General features: G+C 28.5%; 15 protein-coding genes. All 15 read left to right on the top strand.

All coding sequences use genetic code 11. The annotated features are described in order from the left end of the window. The first annotated feature begins 9 nt into the window (after positions 1 to 9). Complete coding sequence (locus ACQY44_RS16035; protein WP_428231340.1) at positions 10 to 1,038, top strand: flavin reductase family protein; 1,029 nt, start codon at positions 10 to 12, stop codon at positions 1,036 to 1,038. A gap of 25 nt (positions 1,039 to 1,063) precedes the next feature. Beyond that, on the top strand, positions 1,064 to 1,840 hold the full coding sequence (gene rfbF / locus ACQY44_RS16030; protein ID WP_428231339.1) for a glucose-1-phosphate cytidylyltransferase: 777 nt from the start codon (positions 1,064 to 1,066) through the stop codon (positions 1,838 to 1,840). Further along, positions 1,834 to 2,925, top strand: a complete 1,092-nt coding sequence (gene rfbG, locus ACQY44_RS16025; protein WP_428231338.1) for a CDP-glucose 4,6-dehydratase — start codon at positions 1,834 to 1,836, stop codon at positions 2,923 to 2,925. The genes rfbF and rfbG overlap by 7 nt, the downstream gene beginning before the upstream one ends. Next, positions 2,918 to 3,826 (top strand): NAD-dependent epimerase/dehydratase family protein, encoded by a 909-nt coding sequence (locus ACQY44_RS16020; RefSeq protein WP_428231337.1) that lies wholly within the window; start codon positions 2,918 to 2,920, stop codon positions 3,824 to 3,826. The genes rfbG and ACQY44_RS16020 overlap by 8 nt, the downstream gene beginning before the upstream one ends. 3 nt (positions 3,827 to 3,829) lie before the next feature. Next, positions 3,830 to 5,548, top strand: coding sequence for a thiamine pyrophosphate-binding protein (locus ACQY44_RS16015; protein WP_428231336.1), 1,719 nt, complete (start codon positions 3,830 to 3,832; stop codon positions 5,546 to 5,548). A 33-nt stretch (positions 5,549 to 5,581) separates the two neighbouring features. Continuing rightward, positions 5,582 to 6,886 (top strand): lipopolysaccharide biosynthesis protein RfbH, encoded by a 1,305-nt coding sequence (rfbH, locus tag ACQY44_RS16010; protein ID WP_428231335.1) that lies wholly within the window; start codon positions 5,582 to 5,584, stop codon positions 6,884 to 6,886. A gap of 137 nt (positions 6,887 to 7,023) precedes the next feature. Continuing rightward, entirely contained in the window at positions 7,024 to 8,010 is a 987-nt protein-coding gene (locus ACQY44_RS16005; RefSeq protein WP_428231334.1) for a glycosyltransferase family 2 protein, read from the top strand. A gap of 56 nt (positions 8,011 to 8,066) precedes the next feature. Then, on the top strand, positions 8,067 to 9,575 hold the full coding sequence (locus tag ACQY44_RS16000; protein WP_428231333.1) for a lipopolysaccharide biosynthesis protein: 1,509 nt from the start codon (positions 8,067 to 8,069) through the stop codon (positions 9,573 to 9,575). 13 nt (positions 9,576 to 9,588) lie between these two features. Further along, positions 9,589 to 10,650: a glycosyltransferase family 10 domain-containing protein gene (locus ACQY44_RS15995; protein WP_428231332.1), complete on the top strand. Its 1,062-nt coding sequence runs from the start codon at positions 9,589 to 9,591 to the stop codon at positions 10,648 to 10,650. Beyond that, positions 10,647 to 11,486, top strand: coding sequence for an alpha-1,2-fucosyltransferase (locus ACQY44_RS15990; protein ID WP_428231331.1), 840 nt, complete (start codon positions 10,647 to 10,649; stop codon positions 11,484 to 11,486). The genes ACQY44_RS15995 and ACQY44_RS15990 overlap by 4 nt, the downstream gene beginning before the upstream one ends. Positions 11,487 to 11,780: 294 nt before the next feature. Beyond that, positions 11,781 to 12,773, top strand: coding sequence for a glycosyltransferase family 2 protein (locus ACQY44_RS15985; protein ID WP_428231330.1), 993 nt, complete (start codon positions 11,781 to 11,783; stop codon positions 12,771 to 12,773). A 19-nt stretch (positions 12,774 to 12,792) separates the two neighbouring features. Then, entirely contained in the window at positions 12,793 to 13,878 is a 1,086-nt protein-coding gene (locus tag ACQY44_RS15980; RefSeq protein ID WP_428231329.1) for a glycosyltransferase family 4 protein, read from the top strand. 148 nt (positions 13,879 to 14,026) lie between these two features. Beyond that, entirely contained in the window at positions 14,027 to 15,163 is a 1,137-nt protein-coding gene (locus tag ACQY44_RS15975) for an EpsG family protein (RefSeq protein WP_428231328.1), read from the top strand. Positions 15,164 to 15,174: 11 nt separating this feature from the next. After that, a complete protein-coding gene (locus tag ACQY44_RS15970; RefSeq protein ID WP_428231327.1) occupies positions 15,175 to 16,203 on the top strand; it encodes a hypothetical protein in 1,029 nt (342 codons plus the stop codon). Further along, positions 16,200 to 17,237, top strand: a complete 1,038-nt coding sequence (locus ACQY44_RS15965; RefSeq protein WP_428231326.1) for a glycosyltransferase family 4 protein — start codon at positions 16,200 to 16,202, stop codon at positions 17,235 to 17,237. Before ACQY44_RS15970 ends, ACQY44_RS15965 begins: the two co-directional genes overlap by 4 nt. Position 17,238 lies beyond the last annotated feature (1 nt).

Raw genomic sequence — 17,238 nt, 5'->3', positions numbered from 1 at the left:
TATACTAAAATGAAAAGTTATACTTTAAAAGTTCACCAGGTTAAAAAAGAAAGTGATGACACTGTTACTTTATGTTTTAAACAGCCTGGATTAAAAAAAATTAAATATTTAGCAGGCCAATATCTTACACTTCAATTTAGAATAAGTGGAAGGAGATATATCAGGCCTTATTCATTTTCTTCGGCACCAGTAATCGACTCTACACTTGATGTAACGGTAAAGCGTGTTTTTGGTGGTATTGTATCGAATTATATTAATGACAATATTAAAGTTAATGATGTTATAGAAGTGCAAGAACCGTTAGGTGATTTTGTTCTTAAATCGAAGGACTTAATGAAGTCTATTGTTTTTTGGGGAGTTGGGAGTGGAATTACACCTCTTTATTCAATGATAAAAGAATTGTTAAATTTTTCTCCCACAATAAATGTTTATTTGGTGTATGGTAATAAGTCTAAAAAATCGGTGATTTTTTTTGATGATTTAGAAAAACTTAAGAGTATTTATTCAGAACGTTTTAATGTTTATTATTTCTATTCCAAAGAAGAGTTTTTTGATAGTGAATCGCACAATTTTCATGGAAGAATAAATTCTAATTTTATTGGAGATTTAATGAGAAAAATTGATCAGCCTGTAATGCATTATGTGTGTGGACCGATAGGATTAAAAAATATAATTAAAGAATCTTTACTGAACTTAGAAGGAAATCTAGATAATCTCTTTTCTGAAGATTTTGAGATTATTAAAAATCCTGAAGATTTTAAAGAGATATTTGATCAGGAAATTGTATTGAATTTTCAGGGCATCGAAAATAAAATTACAATAATCAAAGGGAATTCGATATTAGAACAAGCATTAGAATTAGATTTAGAGCTGCCTTATTCCTGTCAAACTGGAAATTGTAGTACTTGTAAAGCAACCCTTAAATCAGGAGAGATAAAAATGATCGGATTAAGCAGTCCGCGAACTGATTTGAATGAAAATGAATACTTATTATGCTGCAGTTATCCTTTAACAAGTAATGTTTCTGTTGAGATATAATAATTATAAATAACAAGATAAAATAATGAAAGTAGTAATTTTTGCAGGTGGTTTTGGGACTCGCCTTATGGAAGAAACTGAGGCTAGGCCCAAACCCATGGTCGAAATTGGTGGTAAACCTATCTTATGGCATATTTTAAAAATGTTTGAACAACATGGCTACAATGAATTCATAATTTGTCTGGGTTATAAAGCTACTTATATCAAGGAATATTTTTATAATTATTATTTACATAATTCTGATGTAACAATTGAATTGGCTAACAATAATATCAATGTTCATTATTCAGAAACTGAATCTTTTAAAGTTACATTGATAGATACTGGATTGCATACTAATACAGCAGGAAGATTAAAACGTATTCAAAAATATGTAAAAGATGAAACTTTTATGCTCACTTATGGAGATGGAGTAGCGGATGTTAATTTGTCCGAATTACTTCAATTTCATAAATCTCATGGTAGATTGGCTACCTTAACAAGTGTTCAGGTTCCTGGACGTTTTGGTAATTTAGAAATTGGCAGTAATGGTGAAGTTGATAGTTTTATTGAAAAACCGGTTGGTGACGGAATGTGGATAAACGGTGGTTTTTTCGTTCTGGAACCGGGTATTTTTAAATATCTTGAAGACGATGTTGAAGATATTCAGTGGGAAAAAGAACCTTTGGGAGCTATCGCAAAAGATCAACAATTGGCAGCTTATAAACATAATGGATTTTGGAAATGCATGGATGCATTGAGAGATAGAGTCGAACTTGAAGCAATGTGGAGTTCTGGAAATGCAAAATGGAAAACATGGTAGATTCGTTATTTGAAAAATTAAGAAAATCTTATAATGGGAAAAAGATTTTTTTAACAGGTCATACTGGTTTTAAAGGTGCTTGGATGTTAAAAACTTTATCTTTATTAGGAGCTGACATAAAGGGTTATGCTCTAGAACCTCAAACGAAAGATGATTTATTTTATCTTATTGAAGGCGAAAATATATGTGATTCAGTAATTGCAGACTTAAGGGATAAAGTACGTTTAGAGAGAGAGGTTGTTGATTTTCAACCTGATTTTATTTTTCATTTGGCTGCACAACCATTAGTTCGCCTTTCTTATGAAATACCAGCAGAAACTTTTGAAGTAAATGTTATAGGTACAGCTAATGTTTTAGATGCGGTTAGGCTTTTAGAAAAAAAATGTGATGTAATACTAATCACTACTGATAAGGTTTACCATAATAATGAATGGCTTTATCCTTATCGAGAGAATGATAGATTAGGAGGATACGATCCATATAGTGCGAGTAAAGCGTGTGCTGAATTAGTAATAGACTCTTATAGAAATTCATTTTTTAATAGCAAAACATATAATTTGCACCAAAAAGCGATTGCTGTTGCAAGAGCTGGTAACGTTATAGGTGGAGGAGATTGGTCAAAGGATCGCTTAGTTCCTGATATTGCAAAGGCCTTTACTGCCAATAAAGAGGTAATAATAAGAAATCCTAAATCAGTTAGGCCTTGGCAACACGTATTAGAACCGGTAATGGGTTACCTATTGTTGGGGGCTAATTTATGTGCAGACCCATTGCAATTTAATCAAGCCTATAATTTTGGACCTTATTTGTCTGATGCACTTCCTGTAGAGGACATGCTTAAATTAGCAATTCAAAGCTGGGGCAAAGGAGAATATAAATTGGAAATCGAAGAAAATCAGCCTCACGAAGCAGGGTTATTGAAACTTGATATTAGCAAAGTTATACATGAATTGAAATGGGAGCCAAAATTGAATGCAGCTAAAGCTGTTAAAATGACAATGGATTGGTATAATCAATTTGCTACTAAAAAAGAGGATATTAATTTATTTACAGAATCTCAGGTTAAATTATTTCTAAATGCTTAACGTTTTAATTACTGGAATTACTGGTTTTCTCGGCTCTCATATAGCTGAAAATTTAATTTCTAATAATATTAATGTAATTGGGTTAAAACGTGAAAATTCTGATATATGGAGATGCGAGGAATTTAAAGATAAAGTAGTTTGGGTTGATATTCCAAGTAATGGATTTCTAAAATCGCTCACCAATTACTCTTTTAATATAATTATTCACGCTGCTTGGATTGGTGTTGAGGCAAATGATAGGGATAATTGGACAGAGCAAACTAAGAATGTTGCCTTTTTTGGCGAGTTATTAGAGGTCGCTAAAATTTTAGAAGTAAAAAAAATAATATTTTTAGGCTCACAAGCTGAATACGGTATTATAAATAGTAAAATATCTGAAGATATTGAAACAAATGCCTTAAATGCATATGCAGCTACTAAATTGGCTTGTTTGGAAATTTTAAAAAGTTTTTCCTCTATAAATAATATAAATTGGATTTGGCTGAGGTTGTTTTCGGTGTTTGGCGAAAAAGAAAATTCGAATTGGTTAATTCCATCTTTGATAAATTCAATGCTAAATAAAAATGAGATGGAATTTACTTTAGGAGAGCAGAAATACGCTTACTTATATGTTAAAGATTATGCTGAAATAATGAAGCGAATTGTTGTAAACGACATTGAGTCTGGAGTTTATAATATTTCTTCTACTGAAATTAGAACTATAAGATCTCTAATTGAAAATATAAAGAACATTGTCAATCCAGAATTTGTTTTAAATTTTGGAGCTTTAGATTATAGATCCGGGCAATCAATGCATATGGAAGGCGATATGCTAAAATTAAGTGCTCAAATTGGAAAAATTCAATTTTCTAATTATGATATTGCTTTGCAAAATACTTTAAATTATTATTTAAAAAGATAAATTATGAAAGCATCTGAGTTTATTGCAGAGTTTTTAGAAAAAAAAGGAATTAAAAGTGTTTTTGAATTATCAGGTGGTATGATAACTCATATTCTAGACTCTTTAAATCAAAAAACGAGCATTAATATCATTACAATGCATCACGAACAAGCGGCTGCATTTGCTGCTGAAGGTTATGCCAGAATTACCGGTTTGCCAGGAATTGCTTTAGCAACTTCTGGACCCGGAGCTACTAATTTACTGACAGGAATTGGTAGTTGCTTCTTCGATTCAACACCTTCTATTTTTATCACAGGTCAGGTAAACAGACATGAATTAAAAGGAGATAGGGAGATTAGACAATTAGGTTTTCAGGAAACGGATATTGTTTCTATGGCAAAACCTATTACTAAAGCTTGTTTTCATATTAATGATCCTAACGATATTCCGGCCATTTTTGAAAATGCTTTTAAAATTGCACTAGAAGGAAGGCCAGGTCCTGTTCTTATTGATATTCCAATGGATGTTCAACGCGTTCAGATCGAGAATAATTTTCTTATTGAAGATTCTTTAGAATTTTTAAAAATTGATCCTAATATTTTAGATCATCTAATAGAAGACATTAAAAAAGCTAAAAAACCGCTTATATTATCCGGAAGAGGCATTAAGGCAAGTAAAAGTCAGGAATTATTCAACGAGTTTATTTTAAAAACACAGTTGCCTGTCATTACTACACTTTTAGGATTAGATACAATAAAATATGATAATTCTCAACGTGTTGGATTTATTGGCAGTTATGGAAATAGATGGGCTAATATTGCTTTTGGAGAATGTGATTTATTGATTGTTTTAGGAAGTCGTTTAGATATTAGACAAACAGGTGCTGATACTAAATTTATCGAAAATAGAAAAATTTATCATATTGATTGTGAGAAAGGCGAGATCAATAATCGAGTAAAAGGTTGTGAGTCTATTGTAACAGATTTAAAATCATTTTTTAATGAATTTAAAGAAAATACAGTTAATGATTCTTTTATTCTAAAACAAGAATGGTTCAATCAAATCAATGAATTGAAGAAAACTTGGCCAGATACAAAAGAATTAGATCCAAAAGGTATAAATCCTAATGTTTTTATGCATTTACTTTCTAACAAATCTAAAAAAGCAAAAGCTTATTTAGCAGATGTAGGAAGTCATCAAATGTGGGCAGCACAATCTTTAGAGCTTTACAATGATCAACATTTTTTGACCTCAGGAGGAATGGGGGCAATGGGATTTTCATTGCCAGCTGGAATAGGAGCAAGTATTGCACTTGACAAACAGCCTGTCGTTGTTTTAATAGGAGACGGCTGCATGCAGATTAATATTCAGGAACTGCAAACAATTGTTAGAAATAAACTTCCTGTGAAAATTGTTGTTTTAAATAACAAAACCTTAGGTATGATCAGACAATTTCAAGATAGCTATTTTGAATCACGTTATCAGTCCACCTATTGGGGATATGACGCTCCTGATTTTACTAAAGTTGCTATAGCGTATGGAATAGATGCGAAAACAATCGAAAATCCGAGTGAAATTGAGAATGCCATAGATTGGTTTTGGAATATTGAAAATGAAGATAAACCGCAATTATTGCAGGTCATGATCGATCCTCATACCAATACCTATCCCAAAATTGCTTTTGGCAGACCAATTACTGAAATGGAACCATTTGCTAAACCAATTGCAATGGAAGCCACTTAAATTGACTAAAATTATTGTTAAAGATAAACGTATATGTTACAAAATTTAAAAGAAGATTCTCTATTAAGCAGTTTAAGAGAAATTGCAAAGAAAAAATCAACTCAAGTTATTATTGCTGGAGAAAATTACATTCCAGTTACTGGAAAAGTATTAGATGAAGAAGATATTTTAATGGGAGTTGATGCTGCGCTTGACGGTTGGTTAACTGCAGGTCGTTTTGCTAATAAATTTGAAGCAGATTTTGCTGCCTATTTTGGGGCGCACAGATCACTATTGGTAAATTCAGGATCTTCTGCTAATTTGGTAGCATTTTATGCTTTAACTTCTCCAAAATTAGGAGAAAGAGCGATTAAGCCGGGTGATGAGGTTATTACTGTAGCAGCTGGTTTTCCAACAACAATAAATCCTATAATTCAATTTGGAGCCATCCCCGTTTTTATTGATGTTGATATTGCAACACATAACGTAAAAGCAGATATGATTGAGGCAGCAGTAAGTCCTAAAACAAAAGCGATCATGATTGCTCATTCACTAGGCAATCCTTTTGACTTAGATGAAATAATGCGTGTTGCGAAAAAGTACAATTTATGGGTAGTTGAAGACGATTGCGATTCTTTAGGAGCAACTTATAATGGAAAGAAAACAGGAACTTTTGGAGATATTTCTACATTTTCATTTTATCCGGCACATCATATTACAATGGGTGAGGGTGGAGCGGTTTTAATAAATAATCCTGTTTTATCGAAATTAGCCGAAAGCTTCCGAGATTGGGGACGTGATTGTTATTGTGAGCCAGGAAAAGACGATACTTGTGGATGTCGATTTGGTCAGCAATTAGGAACATTGCCATACGGATATGACCATAAATATACTTATTCGCATATTGGTTTTAACTTAAAAGTTACTGATATGCAGGCGGCATTTGGGGTTTCACAAATTAGAAAAATTGATCAATTTGTACAGCGACGTAAAGAAAATTATGCCGCTTTATATGAGCGTATGAAAGAATTTGAGGAGGTTTTTATCTTACCTGAACCTACTCCGAATTCGGAACCATCTTGGTTTGGATTTTTATTGACTCTTCGTGAAGGAGATGCAAATGATCGTCATATGTTAGTGCAGCATTTAGAAAAAAATAAAATTGGCACACGCTTGTTATTTGGAGGTAATTTATTAAGGCAACCGGCATATGCAAATATTGAACATCGTGTGGTAGGGTCTTTAGAAAATACAGACACTATTATGAATAAATCATTTTGGTTGGGTGTTTGGCCAGGATTGAATGAATCGCATTATGATTATATAGCGAATGTAATTAGAGAATATTTGGATAGTTAGTTTTCAATAAAACTAGGTTATTCATCAAAAAAGGATTTTTATTACGAATAAGTAATTAAAAATGTTTTTTTGTAAAAACCAATAATAATATAATAATTGAATTTCATAAGATGGATACTTAAATAGTTAATGAACAAATGAAAGATAAACTTGTTTCTATTTGTATTCCAACATATAATGCTGGAGATTTTATAGAAGAGGCCTTGAGAAGTATAGTTGGACAAAGCTACAAAAATATTGAAATAATAATTGGAGATAATGCGTCGACAGATAATACCTATGAAATAGTAGAAAAATTTCAAAAAAAAGATTCACGAATTAGATATTATAGAAACGAAATCAATTTAGGATATTCTGGAAATTGTAATAAATTAATTTCTATGTCTAATGGAGATTATATTGCTATTTATCATTCTGATGATGTTTATGATGTAAATATTATTGAGAAAGAAGTTGAAGTATTAAATAATGACATTGACTTACTAGGCGTTTTTTGTTTGTACGATCAAATTGATAAGCATGGAAAAGTTATAGAAATAAATAAATTTCCGACTAATAGTGAAAAAACGTTACACAAAGTATACTTAGATGAGTTCATTAATATTGTAATAGATAGAGGGGGTAGTTCTTTCTGCTGTCCCACTTCAATGATAAGAAAAGATATTTACGAAAAATTGAACGGATATGATCCAGATTTAAAATATATAGAGGATCAAGATATGTGGGGACGAATACTTTTAAATGGTCCAATTGGAATAATTAATGAGAAATTAATAAGATATAGAATTCATAGTAAGCAAGAGAGCTCAATTTATTTAGATGTTAAAAGAGAAGAGCTTGCATTTCATTTACAACATATAAAAAATTTTATAAATAAAAATTCATTAGAAGAAAAGTACAAAAAAAAATTATCAAAAACCGAAGCAATTGACTATATGTTTTTAGCCAAGTTAGCTATTAAAAGACATGATTATAATAGTTTCAATCAAAAATTGCAACAATCGAAGAGGGTATTTAATTTAGGTTATAAAACTAAAATTGGTATAATTCAAAATTTGTCATCAACAAGATTGGTATATTTTTTATGCTGCTTATGGAAATCTTTACCTAGACACAGAAAATAATAATTTATTTATTTTTGAATTCAAAAATAAATTGTTGGAACACATATAATTAATAAATGAGTGAAAATAATAATACGTTATATAAATTAACAATATATTCTAATTTAATAAAGACTGTAGTAGTTGCTGTAATTGGTATTATTTCTGTACCATTGACTTTAAAATATTTTGGAACGGAGAAATATGGTGTTTGGAATGTTATCAATTCCTTTATATTATTCTTAAATATGACAAATTTAGGATTAAATGCTGCAGCTAGTATCTTAATCAATAAAAATTCAAATTTTTTATCTAAAATTGAGATACTTAAAAAATCATTAAACCTAATTTTTGTTTTGTTGCCATTAATTCTAATAATTTTATTATTAGGCAACTATTTTTTTCCAGAATGGATAGAATTTATCAATGCACCAAGAACATTAGAAAATGAAGCAAAATTATCATCAATTATAATGATTATTTTTTGTGTAATAATGTTGCCTTTTTCTCTTGTAACATCTGCATTAAATGGGTTTCAAAAAAACTATATAGAAAATTTTTTTGGAATTATTAGTTCAGTTTTTTCATTATTATGTATCTCATTAGTTATTTACTTACGGAAAGATCTAATTTGGTTAGCTTTCGCAGTAAGTCTTTCTTCTCTTGCTTTAAATATTATAAAAACGGTTTATTTTAAATACATTATCCTTAGAAAGCTTGATGTCGACTCACACACTAGTGAAATCAACAACAGGGATACATCATACAAGATTATTTTTGATACAGGTATAAGTTGTATGTTTGGAGCAATAGCTTCAATGGTTGTTTTGAATACAGATAATATTGTTATAGCAAAATTCATGGGAATCGAATATGTGACTTCTTTTTCAGTTACTTATCGTCTTTATACAATTATTTTTTCTTTGATTTATATTTTTAATAGTTCAATAGTACCACTTATTGGTAGAAATATTAATAACAAAGAATATATAAAAAAAATATACGACAAAACTTTTTTTGCTGTTACAATATTAGGTGGTTTGTTTTGGGTAGGCACTTTAGCATTTGGAAAAACTCTTATATATTTATGGGTAGGAAAAGAAGGATATGCCGGAATGGGCGTTTTACTTTTTTTAGGCGCGTATTCTTATGTTTTTTCTATTGTAAATTTAAATTATATTATGATAAATACATTTAATCATCTAAAAGGAGTCGTATTTGTTACGTGGCTTGAAGGAGGATTAAATTTATTATTATCTGCTTTTTTGTGCAAATATTACGGATTAGCAGGAATAGCATTAGGTACATTTTTGGGAACTTTAATATCACCTTTTTTTCTTTTTCCGATAATTTTAAAAAATAGAACAAAAAATCTATTAGTTCAAAATAATGTGTTTTTATTGAAACATTTTGTTATCTCAATGATTCCAACAATTATAGGGGGATATTTTATAAATAAAATTGAAGGAAACATCGTATGTGTTATTTTTCTAACAACCCTTTTATGCTTACTCTATCTTTTGCTTTCAAGTTTATGCTTGTCAAAAGACAATAAACAGATCAAATCACTTTTTAGTAGAGAATAATATAAATCTCAAAATGAAAAAAATAGCATTAATTCCAATATATAATAGCTTAGAACAAAACAGAATTTTTGATAATAGTAATGTTCGGGATAATATATTGGAACCCATGGAGAAATTAAAATTGTCATTTGAAAACCTTGGACTATCTTTAAACACAAATGACATTAACTCAATTGAATCTAGTGATGCCTTCTTGTTTTATAGAATTGATTTAAAATTGATTTTAAAATTGTTTCTAAGTAGAAAACTTAAAAAATCTATTTATCTTCCTTTGGAACCTGAAATTGTTGATCAGTTTCATTCAAATAAAAACTTAAAGATTATTTCTAAAATATTTGGTAAGACTTTAACTTGGAATGATGAGATTATCAACAAGGAAAGAATCTATAAATGCTATTGGGTAATGCCTTATCAAAGACAGAAATTTGCTGTAGATTTTAATGATAAAAAATTATTAGTAAATATTTCAGGAAATAAAACTTCAAAAGGAAGCTACGAATTATATTCAGAAAGATTAAAAACAATAAGCTATTTTGAAAATAATTACTTAGATGAATTGGATTTATATGGTATTGGTTGGGATGAAATAAACCATCCATGTTATAAGGGAATAGTTGAAAATAAATCTGATGTCTTGAAGAATTATAAATTCGCAGTTTGTTATGAAAACATGGAAAACATAGAGGGGTATATTACTGAAAAAATGTTTGATTGTTTTTATGCAAATACAGTTCCTGTTTATTGGGGTGCCAAAAATATAGATAAATATGTTCCGACTGAATGTTTCGTAAATCGAATGGATTTTAAAGATAATGAAACGCTTAGAGAATATCTTGTGAATATGTCGGAAAGTGATTATAATGAAAAAATAAACGCAATTAATAATTATTTGGAATCTGAAAAATATAAATTGTTTTTACCTAAAAATTATGCAGATACTATTTTTTTAAATTTAAAAAATATCGAGGAAGTTAAATATTCTACCATCGAGGCTTTGGTTTCGATTTCTAAATACACATTTCTAAAATTAAAATTAAATTTTAAAGAAAAAATATTCTCAATTATTAAAAGATGAAAGTAGTAAAAGTAATAGGAGGCCTTGGTAATCAGATGTTTCAATACGCTTTTTATTTGGCACTGATGAAAAAACATGATAATGTAAAATTGGATACAACTAGTTTTAAAGCCTACACTCTACATGCTTACCAATTAGAAAATGTTTTTAATTTAAAACATTTAACACATAGCTTTAATGTTAATTCAACTGCGATTAAATTTTTAAGAAGAATATTGAAGTTAAATGTAGTTCTTGAAGATACATTTTATCATCCCGAAGTATTGGAGATGAAAGGCTGGAAATATTATAGCGGATATTGGGCGAGCGAAAAATATTTTATCGAAATAGAACAAGATGTCAGAGATTCTTTTAAATTTAAGAATGAACTGGCTGATAAAAACAAAGAGATTTCAGATAGAATATTTACTTCAAACTCTGTTTCTTTGCATGTAAGAAGAGGTGATTATTTAGAGACTGAGATAAATAGGAAGCTGTATGGTAATATTTGTACATTAAATTATTACGAACAAGCGATTAAATTGATAAAAGAGAAAGTTGAAAATCCTTATTTTTTTATATTCTCTAATGATATTGCTTGGTGTAAAGAAAATTTAAAAATTCCAAATGCTGAATACATTGATTGGAATACGGGAGCTGACAGTTATATAGATATGCAACTTATGAGTTTATGTAAAAACAACATATTAGCTAATAGTACATTTAGCTGGTGGGGAGCATGGCTTAATGAGAATAAAAATAAAATGGTGATAGTACCATCAAAATTTTTAAACGATATGACGATAGAGAACATGGATACATTTGTACCAGAAGAGTGGATAAGAATCGAAGCTTAAAAGAAGTTTGGTATGATTATAAATATATTATCTAACAAAACCCGAATAAAGGTAAATAAACTGTTTTTGCAAAATTGTAATATTATTAAATTGTTCGTTACAAATTTATATGCAATGTAAAATCAAAAATTAAAGTAATTATATCAACTCTAAAATTTTTCGGCAAAAAAAAATCATTGTAAGAGTTTTTTAATGTTTTATCAAATTGTCTTAACAGACTTCATACCTTTTTAGAAGATTGATTTTAAGTAAAATAATTATTTATAATCTAATCTATACTTCAAATTTTTAAATATGATTCCTAAAGTTTCAGTTATAGTACCTGTTTATAACACAGAGAAATATGTAGAGAGAGCTCTTATCAGTTTAATGGAACAAACTTTAAGTGATGTAGAGTTTATAATAATTGATGATGGTTCAACTGACAAATCTGCCGAAATTATTAGTAATGTTATCACTAGATATCCCAATTTTTTTGAGAAAATCCTATTTGTAAAAAGAGAGAATAGAGGGGTTGCTTCCACTAGAGCTGAAGGTATAGATATGGCTCGTGGAGAATATATCATACATTGTGATAGTGATGATTATTGTAATAAAGATATGTTACTTCAAATGTATAGCGTCGCTAAAGAGAAAGATTTAGATATTTTAGTAACTGACTTTATTTTGGATTTTGGTAGCACTAAGATTTTGCAATCACAAAAAAATGTAATTGGAAATAACTGTGTTAGCTTACTTTTAAGAGGAGATTTAGATGTTTCCTTGTCAAATAAGTTAATTAAGAAAGCTTTATATACCGAGAATGATGTAAGGGTGATAAATGGATTTAATATGGGTGAAGATTTTTGCACAATTTTACGATTAGTTTATTTTGCAAAAAAAATTGATTATCTGGAAATAGTCTCATTTTACTATAATAAATACAATAATTCTTCCGCAACCAGTCATTATACTAAAAAATCTCTAAATGATATAGTTCAAGTTGTCTTATATGTTGAAAATTTTTTAAGAGAGAAAAAAATCTATAATAAATATGCAAAAGATTTTCTAGAATATAAAATTATAGTTAAAAATTTACATCTTTGGAATGGTTTGCAAAATCCGTATATATATGATAAAGGGATTAATTTATTTCCAGAAGTGAATAGTACTGCTCTATTTAATTCAAATAAAATTTCTTTTTTTTTAAAATTCATATTGATTTTTGGAAAAAAAATTAAAACTCGTAAGCTTTTTTTATTTAAAGAAGAAGTTAGAATTTTTATAAGTACTAAAGAGACAAATTAATTTTAAAAAATATTACTTAATGAAAAAAATTTGTTTTTTGACTGGGGATATAACCTTTGGAGGAGGTGCAGAAAGAATAACTATTTCAGTTGCTAATTTATTAGCGAAAGATAATGATATTAGTATTATTACTATAGCAGATTTTGATTCAGCTAGATTAGTTTACGAAATAAGTCCTAAGGTTAAAATTAAATCATTAAACATCAAAGATTGGGGGCAAAAGGGTTCAATTCGAAAACATTATTTTAGCATTATTTGTTTATTAAGAAATTCTGTTAAACAAAACGAAATTGATATTTTAATTAGTGTGCAGGCCACTAATATGTTGTGGATTTTACCTGCCTTGGCAGGAACAAAAATACGTAATGTGTGTTGGGAGCATATAAATTACAGTTCGCATAAATCATTTATTTACGACATTTGTATTTATTTAGCAAAAAAAAAATCTCAGAAGATTATTGTTTTAACCGAAAGAGACAAAATGCTTTGGAATACTAAAAAAGCGATTTCGATTTCTAATTTTCCTGTTTTTAATATGCCATGCGTTAATATTGAAGAGAAACAGAAACTATTTATAGCTATTGGTCGATTTTCTCCACAAAAAGCATTTGACCGTCTGTTAGATGTCTGGGAGCTTGTTGAGAAGTCTGGTAAATTAGGAGATTATCGTCTTGAATTGATTGGAGAGGGAGAGCAGGAGTTTTTTTTACGAACTAAAATTAAAGAAAAAGGCTTGCAAAAGATAGAGATGCGACCATTTACAAATCAAATTGAAGTTTTATATAGAAAAGCATCAGTAATATTAATGACATCTTTGTTTGAAGGATATCCAATGGTACTTATTGAGGCATTACAATTTGGCATTCCTGCTGTGGCTTTCGATGTTCTAACAGGACCAGCAGAAATCATTTTGCAGAATAAAACTGGATTTTTAATTGAAGATGGAAACATACAGGAATTTGCTAATGCAATTATAAAAATAGTTAATGAAAAAAATCTTCTTGAAGAATTGCGAGGGAATAATTTAGAATATAGAAAAACATTCGATTCTGAAAGTATTATAAAAAAATGGAACAACTTGTTTGCTGAAATAATGACAGTATAATATAAGAAGAATGTTTCTTTCGTAGGTTAGTCTTATTTTGCAAGAATTTTTAAACTTTTCCAAGAATTCATTGTAAAAAAAAAGTATTATGTGTCAAGTTATCAAATCATATCTGATTTTTTGATTTAAAAATGTTTATTTCAAGTTAATGATAAATTTAATTTCTAGTCTTTTTTCGGAAGGAAAAATATATTTATTTTTTTATTTACTGTTTTTTTTCTTTGCAGTTTTGGAAATTACCAGGAATTTAAAGCAATATAAAATCTGTTTAGCGTTTATATCTTTTGTTCTATTAGCTTTTTTTACCGGATTAAGATGGGAGACTGGAACAGACTGGTTTTCTTATAAGGAGCTATTTGATACTTTAGAGTTAAATTGGACCTTTCTTTTAAATGTATATTCTTTTGATTTAGGATACGTCATTCTTAATGCTATTGTTAGATTCTTTACAATTGATTACACCATATTTTTGCTCATTGATAGCTTTATAGCAGTTGGAATTGTTTATTGGTTTGTAAAAAAATATTCTCCGAATCCAAATATTTCCTTCTTTGTTTTTTATAATGCTTTTTTTGTAGCCCAGTTTATGGGAAGCAATCGTAGGATTATTTCATTAGGAGCAGCGCTATTTGTTTTTTATTTTGTACATCAAGTTAATAAAAAAAAATATGCTTATTGGCAAACTTTGGCATTTTTGTTTCACCGTAGTTCAATATTGCTTTTATTTACATGGTTTATACCTCATAAGCGATTAAAATCGAAACAGATTTATATTATATTAATAATTTGTTTAGTTGTTGGAATTCTACAAATACCTTTTAAAGCTGTTGGATTTATAGGAGAGTTGTTCTCTGCTTTTAGCAATAATCCAATTATTGAAAAAATGCTATATTATTCCGAAAATAGTGAAGGGGTAATATCTGAAAATGTTAATCCAGTTATTTTGATGACCTTGTCAGTAATAAAGAGAAGCGTTTTTATATCATTTTATTTATACGTAATAAAAAAGAATAATGGGGTTTTGGATTCTCTTTCTGATTATTTTTTTAATGTTTATATTATTGGCTTTGCTATATATTTATTATTTAACGGTTCGCCAATATTTCAAATGCTTTCTACCTATTTTACATTTATCGAAATTGTATTAATAGGCCGTTTTTGGAGTTATACAACTGTAAAAACTAAATTATTTTTTTTAGGAGTTCTTTTGTTCTATGGCCTTTTCCAATTACTTAGTTCCTTAAATGCTTATCCAGAGCTTTATATTCCATACAAATCATATTAAACTTAAAATAGTTGAAAAAACACACACATATTGTTTTAATTACTGGTTCTTTTCCTCCTAATTTTTGTGGAGTTGGTGATTATACAAAAAAAGTATTTGAAGCTTTATCACTAATAAATAACTATGAAATCAAAATATTTCATAAATCAGAATGGAAATTAAGTTATTTATTCAAATATTTTAACGAACTAATAGAAAAGAAAAGCAAAATTTATCATATGCAATACCCAACGGAGGGGTATGGTTATAGCCTGTTGCCTTTGTTTTTGGTTCTTTTATTAAAGGTAAGTGGAAAAAATACAATAACTACAATACATGAGCTTTCAAGCAGAAATCGCTCGGCTTATATTTATACTCAGTTTTTAATTTTTTTTTCGACTAGAAGTATTGTCTCTAATAGTTTAGAATTAAAGCATGCAAGGAAATTCATTTTTAATAAAAAAAAGGTTTTACTTATTCCAATAGCAAGTAATATTAAAAAATCTGTATTCGCAGATGTTGAATTTGATAAAAGGACTGTTGATTTAGCGTATTTTGGTCATTTTAGACCAATAAAAGGAATCGAAGGTTTTATCAATGCGGTTTCGATAGTGGGGCAAAATTTTAATGTACAGTTGATAGGTCAGGTGTTGCATAAATATTCTCATTATTTTAAAGAAATAGAAAAAAAAGCCAAAGAATTGAAAGTGAACATTATAGCGGATAAAGATGAAAATGAAGTATCTGATTTGTTAGCTAATGTTAAAATAATTTACCTTCCTTTTCCTGACGGTATTTCAAGTAGAAGAGGAACTTTATTAGCAAGTATACAGAATGGTTGTGTAGTTGTTTCTACAAAATCTAATATTGGAGAGTTTAATGATTTCTTTGAAAAATATATTTATTTAGTGGATTCTGACCTAGAAGCAGCTGCTATAATTAAAAAACTTTTAAATCATGAAGTTAAACCAAAAGATACTACTTTATTAAAAGGTATGTATTCATGGGAAAGTTTAGTTTCAGATCACTGTCACTTATATAATAGTTTAAATAAAGAATGAGGATAGCAGTTGATTGTAGATTAATTAATAAAACTCAAAATACGGGTATTTCTAGGTATACGGAATTTTTAATTAATTATTATATTAATCGTTATAGTTGTGAAAATATATTTTTGATTTCTAATGATAAATCATTTAAATATTTTGAGTGTAATGTAGTGTATACAAAATTGAAACCATTTAATATTTTGCATTTTTTACAATTTTCAACTTATGTAAAGAAATTGAATGTAGATTTACTTCATGTCCCGTTTTATTCTGCATTATTTTGTAAAAATCCAAATATTAAGATTATAGTTACTGTGCATGATTTGATGTATAGATTTGTTCCAAACTTCTTTGGTAGAAATGAAAAATTAAATAGTTTAAAAATTAAATATTTTGATTTTATTGTTGGAAAATCTTTAGACAGTGCTGATACGATTATCTCAGTTTCAGAAACCACTATGAATGACATCTGGGATATATTTGGTTTAAAGTCAATTCACATAACAGAAAATTCCGAAATTGACTATAAAGAAGATTTATCAATTTTAGAAAAATTTAAACTAAAGAATAAAAAATTTTATTTTTATTGTGGAAACTCTAGGCCTCATAAAAATATTAATTTTATTATTGAATTTTTTGAAAATAATCCTCATTTACCTGTTTTAGTTTTGGCTGGAAAAGGACATAAGGATGGTAAAAATGTTATATCAACAGGAATTGTGTCAGATGAACATCTTCGAGTACTGTATAAATCTGCTATCGCATTTATTTTTCCATCTAAATATGAAGGTTTTGGCCTTCCCATAATTGAATCTTTGCGCTTAGGAACGTTTGTAATTGCATCTAAAATCTCTGCTTTTTTAGAATTTAATTCCTCAAATATTTTCTTTTTTGAATTGGATAATGAAAAAGAATTTTTGAATGCAGTTAATCTGACATTATCTAATAGTTTTGTTGATAATACTAAGTTTTTTGAAAAATTTGAAAAAAATAATATCTACAAATCCTATGATTTTGTAATTAAAAATTTATTTAATCAAAATTAAT

Source organism: Flavobacterium sp., from assembly GCF_965277525.1.
Taxonomy (GTDB): Bacteria; Bacteroidota; Bacteroidia; order Flavobacteriales; family Flavobacteriaceae; genus Flavobacterium.
The sequence above is the reverse complement of the archived record's forward strand: the minus strand, read 5'-3'. Positions and strand labels throughout refer to the sequence as shown.